We start from the raw sequence: 6,220 nt of genomic DNA, 5'->3' as shown, positions 1-6,220 counted from the left end.
GACTCCATCGGGATGGCATCCCCGCATACAACCTTTTACCTGCCTGACGGAGAGACTTCCAATGGACGGGAGACCTGGACGCTCGTACAGAACCCGAACAACGTGAAAGTGACGGTAGAGATCACTTGCATGACCCCGACTGGAGAGGGGAACGTCACTTTCCATGACGAAGTTCCCGCAAACTCCCGCAAGACGTACAACATGTCAGAGAGAATCCCCTCAGGGCGCGCGGCCATCAAAGTCACTTCAGAGACCTACGGCAAGAAGATCATGGTAGAGCGCGCCATATACTGGAACAACAGAGGAGCTGGCATGGACACAATAGGCGGGTTCTCGGAGTAAAAACGCAACACGGGGGGCCTGACCCCAAGTGTTGCGCCTTAGACGGCGGGAGGATTAAGGTGAGGGGCGAGGTACCCCCCTGACAAGGGGGGCTAGGGGGGTTCTGCCCCTCGCCCCAAAAGTTAAGATAGGAGGAGCATGATGAACGCAAAAAGACAGGGAACGGGAACGCTTGCTATTCTTATCGTTGCGATGCTGGTGTCATCTGTCGTGGCGCTGGCGGCCGACAACCCGAACAAGCCGTCGAGTCCGACAAAACTGGTTTTTATCCATCACTCGAGCGGAGGAAACTGGCTTTGTGACCTGCCGAACGATACCGCGGGCGGCCTTGGGACCGCGCTCCGCGACAACAACTACTTCGTGAGCGACACCAACTACGGCTGGGGGCCCGACGCTATCGGCGACAGGACGGACATCGGAAACTGGTGGGAGTGGTTCAGGGGACCGAGCAGCTCGACGTACATGTCCGCGCTGTACGCCGAGAGCGGGCAAAACTGCGCGTACTCCCGCATAGGAACTGACCCGGGCGGGGAGAACAAGGTCGTAATGTTCAAGTCGTGCTTCCCCAATTCGGACTTGACCGGCAGCATGGCGGATCCCGTGCCGGCGATCGGGGATAACCCGTTGCGCGGCAATTCGGGGCCTCTTACTGTCGCCAACTGCAGGGGCATCTACATTGACCTGCTCGAGTACTTCAAGACCAGACAGGACAAGCTGTTCATCGTTATCGCCGCGCCACCCATGCAGAGCCTGGGTTCGCCCGCGAGCAATCGCGCCTTCAACAACTGGCTGGCCAATAACTGGCTTTCCGGCTATCCGCACAAAAACGTTTTCGTTTTCGACTACTACAACGTGCTCACGAGCAACGGCGGCAACGCTGATGTGAACGACGCGGGCAGCGCGGCCGGCAATCACCATCGCTGGTGGAGCGGCGCGGTTCAGCACAAGACGGACGGCGGCGGCGACACGCTCGCGTATCCATCTGAGGGTGGCACTAACGATCACCCCAACACGGCCGGAAACCAGAAGGCGACCTCCGAGTTCGTGCCGTTGCTGAACGTCGCGTACAACCGTTGGAAGACGGCGCCCCCTCCGGACAACCCGCCTCCGCCTCCGCCTGGCCAGTGGAAATCCACGTTCTACTTCGCGGAAGGATACACGGGCGACAACTTCCAGGAGTACATGTGCCTCGCGAACCCCAACCCCGCGGCCGCCGCGACGTGGCTGACCGCCATGTTCACCGATGGCACAAGCCAGACCCAGTACTACTCACTGGCGCCCGCGAGCAGGCTCACCGTTGACGTCAATCAACTGGTCGGAGCGGGCAAGGAATTGAGCATGCGCGTGGTATCGACCAGCAAGGACATCGTCGCCGAGCGCCCTATGTACTTCAACTATATGGGGAAGTGGTCGGGAGGCCATACCGCGGTGGGAGCGATATGGCCCGCGACCGACTGGTACTTCGCCGAGGGCACGACCCTCGACGGCTTCGACGAGTATGTGACTGTGCTCAATCCGCAGACAACGGCGGCCAACCTGACCTTTCACTACATGGTGGAAGGAGAGGGAGAGAAGGTCGTTGCCGGCAAGGTTGACGCCGGCGCGCGCGCTACTTTCAAGTCGGTGGAGCAGGTTGGCGCGAACAAGAACGTCAGCCTGCGGCTCAACTCCGACAGGGAGGTCGTCGCGGAGCGGCCCATGTACTTCACCTACGCTGGGCTCGGCGGCCACAGTTGGACCGGAGGGCACGATGTCCTCGGCGCGCCAGCCCCCAGGAACTCCGCGAGCTTCGCGGAAGGCACGACGCGCTCCGGGTTCGAGGAGTGGCTTTGCGTCCAAAACCCCTCTGACTCCGCCATCACCGTGAGCGCCCGGTACCTGCTCGGCGCCGGGCAGGGCGACCCTGTAGAGAAAACTTACAACGTTCCGGCGAAGCAGCGCCTTACCGTGTCGGTGAACCGGGAAATCGGGGCGGAGAAGGACGTCTCCGTGGAGCTAACATCAGAAGACGCGTTCATCGCCGAGCGGCCCATGTACTTCTCGTACCACGGCGCGTGGGACGGCGGACACGACGTTATCGGCGGCGATCCAGCCGTGAAAGCCCTTTTTGCCGAAGGGTACACTGGCGCGAACTTCGAGGAGTGGCTGTGCGTACAGAACGCGACCGAGAGCGCCGCGAACGTTACTGTGACGTACTACCCGGAGGGGAGCGCGCCGATCGAGAAGCTTCACACGGTAGCGGCCAACTCACGCGACACGATCAATGTGAACGACGACGCCGGACAGGGCCTGTCAATCTCAGCGAAGGTCGAGTCCGATCAGCCCATCATGGTAGAGCGCCCGATGTACTTCAACTACAACGGCGTCTGGACCGGCGGCCACGACGTCAAGGGATTCTCACTGCTGATATAATCCGTTAGCGTTGAGGTAAAGCTCCGTCGTCTGAAGGACAGGGAGGTCATGATGGGAAAGACCGTCGTTGTAGGTGGAGGCACGTCAGGGTTAGCCGCGGCTTACACTCTCGAAAAAGCAGGCGCGGACTGTCTCGTCTTAGAGAAAAGAGAGTTCAGCGGAGGCCGTATCCACGGCGCGGTCAAAGAAGGGTTCACGCTCGATCTGGGCGCGCAGTTTCTCTTCTCGCGATACCCCGTCACGCTTGACCTCATGCGCCAGTTGGGCATCCATGACCGGCTCGTCAGGTTCACAAACCCCATGGGAATCCTTCGCGACGGCACAGTGCATGTCGCTTACACCGGCATCATGGAGAACCTCAAGCATCCGGCCTCAGGACTCAAGTTTGGGGCGATCTCCAACAAGGGAAAGCGCAAGGGACCAGGGATTGCACTCAAGTTCTTCGCCCTCCGAAAAAAACTCGACTTCAATGACCCACTCAAGGCTATCGAACTCGATAACGTGTCATTCGCGGAGTACGCGCGCAGTCACTGGGGGGACGAGATCCTCGAGTATGTGATGCAACCTATCGCAAGCACGCTTACACTCGCGGATCCAGAGGATATCTCCGCGGCTTACGGGCTGGCGCTCGCCTGGCACTTCCTCGGGGGTTTGAGCACAACCACAAACGGCATCGGCTGCCTCGCGGAATCTCTCGCCGGCGCCATCAAGGACGTGCGGTTGAACAGTGAGGTAAAAAAGATCGTCCTCGAAAACAACATCGTCAAGGGCGTCAAGATCAAGAGCGGCAAGAAGACCGAGTTCATCGAAGCCGACAACGTCATATGCGGCACGCTTGCGCCCGAGGCGGCCGGGTTGCTCACGGACCTGCCCCCCAGAATTACCGACACTCTTTCGGGGATCAAGTACAGCGCCTGCGCGCACGTCATGATTGCCGTCAGAGGCAAGGTCATCGACGATATGTATGCGGTGGCGACGCCGCGCAGGGAAGGCATGTGCATGGCAGGTTTCACTGATAACGCAAATAAATCGCCAGGCTACGCTCCTCCCAACACGAGTCTCATCCACGTGTTCACCTTCGGCAAGTTCGCCCGAGAAATGCTCGACTGGGACGATGAGAAAATTCGCGAGCGTGTGACGAGCGAAATACAGATGGTGATCCCGCGATTTTCTGACGTCGATAAGCAGATATTCTGCGAGGTCTTCCGCTGGCCGGCGGCGGTCTGTCTCTCGAGCATGGGACAGATAGCGGCGGTGCAAAACATGAAAGTCGGGATGAGGAGCTTCAAAGGCCTCCACCTTGCCGGTGAATACTTTGGGATGCCCTCGGTCGAGGCCGCGCTCAACTCAGGCGTCCAGGCGGCGCGCAAGGTGCTCGATTTTTGAGCCGCGTCTCGCGCGCGCGGGGATCAGGGCTCTGACAACGTTTACCGCGCAGCGGTAGACGGAAAGGTAGACGGTGCCTGACCCCTGATGTTTGATGTTTAGAAGCCGCGCACGGCCATTGGCGCTGTTAGGAACCATACCGTGATCGTGCTGATCATCAGCGCGAAAGCAATGCTTCCACCGGTCAGGCGCCTGAGCCTCAGTGATATGCTCGCGAACACCGCCATGATCGGGGTCGCCAGAACCAGGAATATCAGCACCGGCGCCTTGAAAGCCATTATCCGCATCGATATACCTGGCCCGCTCATCAGTGGAAGAAATCCGGCTATGAGCGCCAGGTCCAGGATGACCGCCCGCGCCAGCAGCACGTGGCGCTTGCCTCTTTCCGGGTCATCCCTGATATCGAAGAAGCGGTACGTTAACTTGTAAAAGAGGTAATCCTCGAGCCAGAAAGCCGATCCGATACAGAAGACACCGACAAAATAGTAGAGCGGCAACTTCGCGAAAACAGGTGGAAGAATCAATGGCCCGCCTACCAGCAGCAACAGTAGAATTGTCACACCTACCGGCATGAGCGCATAAACCGCGCTTTTGGCCCACCGCGCCGCGCCATCCTGGATTCGCTCACGGAGGCGGCCACTATCGACTGCCCGGCGCGACGCAAAAACCAGCACAGCGCCAAAAAGCGGCAGGAGCAAAAATGTCCTCGCCAGAGAGAACATGCTAATTTCGTTCACCCCGGCATACGGTATGAACGGCTTCATGCCTATCGCCTTTGCCGCCGGCACGGCAAGATAGCTCGCGGCGATAACCGGCAACGCGTAGATGAGGACGTCCAGCGCGCGCGTGCCAGCGGGGTACTCCCAGAGCGGCGTGACGACGATCTCCCCTGTTTCCGGAAACAGCCTGGCTTTCGACAGGGAGAGCGCTCCCAGCGCCAGAAGAAAAATGCCGATCGCCAGCGCGTAACCACCAATGAAGCGGCCCCAGAGGAACGGCGCCCCCAGGCCGGCTTCAACCGGCAGGCCCGCGCTCTGTTTTATCCAGTCGATCGACTGGCGGATGATAGGGCCACTCGCCATTTCGCTTGTGTGGTTGTCGTTGGTCACTACCAAACGCCTGGCCGTCCCCGCGGCGAAGTCGCCGTACGTGTAATCGGGCCTGACCTTTGTCTCCGGCCCCGAGCGCCGCGCGACCACTGTGGCCTTTTCGATGAGTTGCTCTTCGCGGGAAACCGACGCGAGCTCGTCCGAGTTTCCGATAGCAAGCATGTAGTTCGGCGGACTCGTATCGTTCATCGAGTCGATAACGTTGTAGAGCGCCAGCGTCTCGGGAGAGTTTATGTCGATGTGTTTTGAGAAAACCGTGAACGGCCACGATCTGCCCGTGAAGTTGTCGAGTGGTCCCGCCATGTCCTCGAGGGCGTCTTTCCAACTGGTCCAGCACCATATTGCCACGACCGAGGAGAACCGTTTGTCCGTATCCGGCTGCGTCAGCCCCGCGCGCGTTGCGGTGACGCCTCCCAGCGAATGCCCCATGGCGGTGATGTGCGCCGGATCGACTTCAGGGACGTTTTCCCTCAAGTAATCGCCTGCCGCCTTGACGTCGCTGACTTCGTCATAGCCGTACGTGCAGTAGCCCCCGGATCGCCCGTGTCCGCGAAGGTCGATAGACAGAACAACCAGGCCTTCCCGCGCCATCTGCCGCGCTATCTGAACGTACAACTCTTTTGAGCCTGTTATGCCGTGCGCGAAAACGACTCCCGGCGCCTTTCCGCGCGCGCCACCCTCCGGCGTGATCAGCAGTCCGGAGATCGTCACGGGATCCTGCTTGAATCCTTCCGTGGTAAATGTCACGCGTTTGTAAGTGACACCACCCGTGGCGCCACTGACAACGACAAACCCCAGCGCAACCAGCGCGATGCCGGTGGCGAGAAGTATTATCCAACGTATCGCGCCCTGTTTTTTCAAGAATCTCCTCCTACTCTGTCATTCTCCAAATGATGGGTAGAGTTTCTTCAGTTTAATCCTTGCGTCGTCGGTAGTGAAGCGCCAGTCGATGGATGAGCTCTTGGCGTTGC

4 protein-coding genes are annotated in these 6,220 nt (G+C 59.6%); 3 read left to right on the top strand and 1 reads right to left on the bottom strand.

The window, feature by feature from the left end:
• The first annotated feature begins 12 nt into the window (after positions 1-12).
• The 3 genes from CVT63_07525 (at position 13) to CVT63_07515 (ending at position 4,140) form a co-directional block, all read left to right on the top strand.
• On the top strand, positions 13-342 hold the full coding sequence (locus tag CVT63_07525; GenBank protein PKQ27530.1) for a hypothetical protein: 330 nt from the start codon (positions 13-15) through the stop codon (positions 340-342).
• Between the two features lie 141 nt (positions 343-483).
• On the top strand, positions 484-2,754 hold the full coding sequence (locus tag CVT63_07520) for a hypothetical protein (protein PKQ27529.1): 2,271 nt from the start codon (positions 484-486) through the stop codon (positions 2,752-2,754).
• Positions 2,755-2,802: 48 nt separating this feature from the next.
• Positions 2,803-4,140, top strand: a complete 1,338-nt coding sequence (locus tag CVT63_07515; protein ID PKQ27528.1) for a hypothetical protein — start codon at positions 2,803-2,805, stop codon at positions 4,138-4,140.
• 98 nt (positions 4,141-4,238) lie between these two features.
• Here CVT63_07515 and CVT63_07510 read toward each other — a convergent pair whose 3' ends face one another.
• Positions 4,239-6,110: a hypothetical protein gene (locus CVT63_07510; protein ID PKQ27527.1), complete on the bottom strand. Its 1,872-nt coding sequence runs from the start codon at positions 6,108-6,110 to the stop codon at positions 4,239-4,241.
• Between the last annotated feature and the right edge of the window lie 110 nt (positions 6,111-6,220).

This window comes from Candidatus Anoxymicrobium japonicum (assembly GCA_002843005.1).
Classification (GTDB): Bacteria; Actinomycetota; Geothermincolia; order Fen-727; family Anoxymicrobiaceae; genus Anoxymicrobium; species Anoxymicrobium japonicum.
The sequence above is the reverse complement of the archived record's forward strand: the minus strand, read 5'-3'. Positions and strand labels throughout refer to the sequence as shown.

What these genes read in the sequence shown, in the direction of transcription:
- CVT63_07515 (PKQ27528.1), top strand. Translation starts at nt 2,803, where the DNA reads ATGATGGGAAAGACCGTCGTTGTAGGTGGAGGCACGTCAGGGTTAGCC.
- CVT63_07525 (PKQ27530.1), top strand. Translation starts at nt 13, where the DNA reads ATGGCATCCCCGCATACAACCTTTTACCTGCCTGACGGAGAGACTTCC.
- CVT63_07520 (PKQ27529.1), top strand. Translation starts at nt 484, where the DNA reads ATGAACGCAAAAAGACAGGGAACGGGAACGCTTGCTATTCTTATCGTT.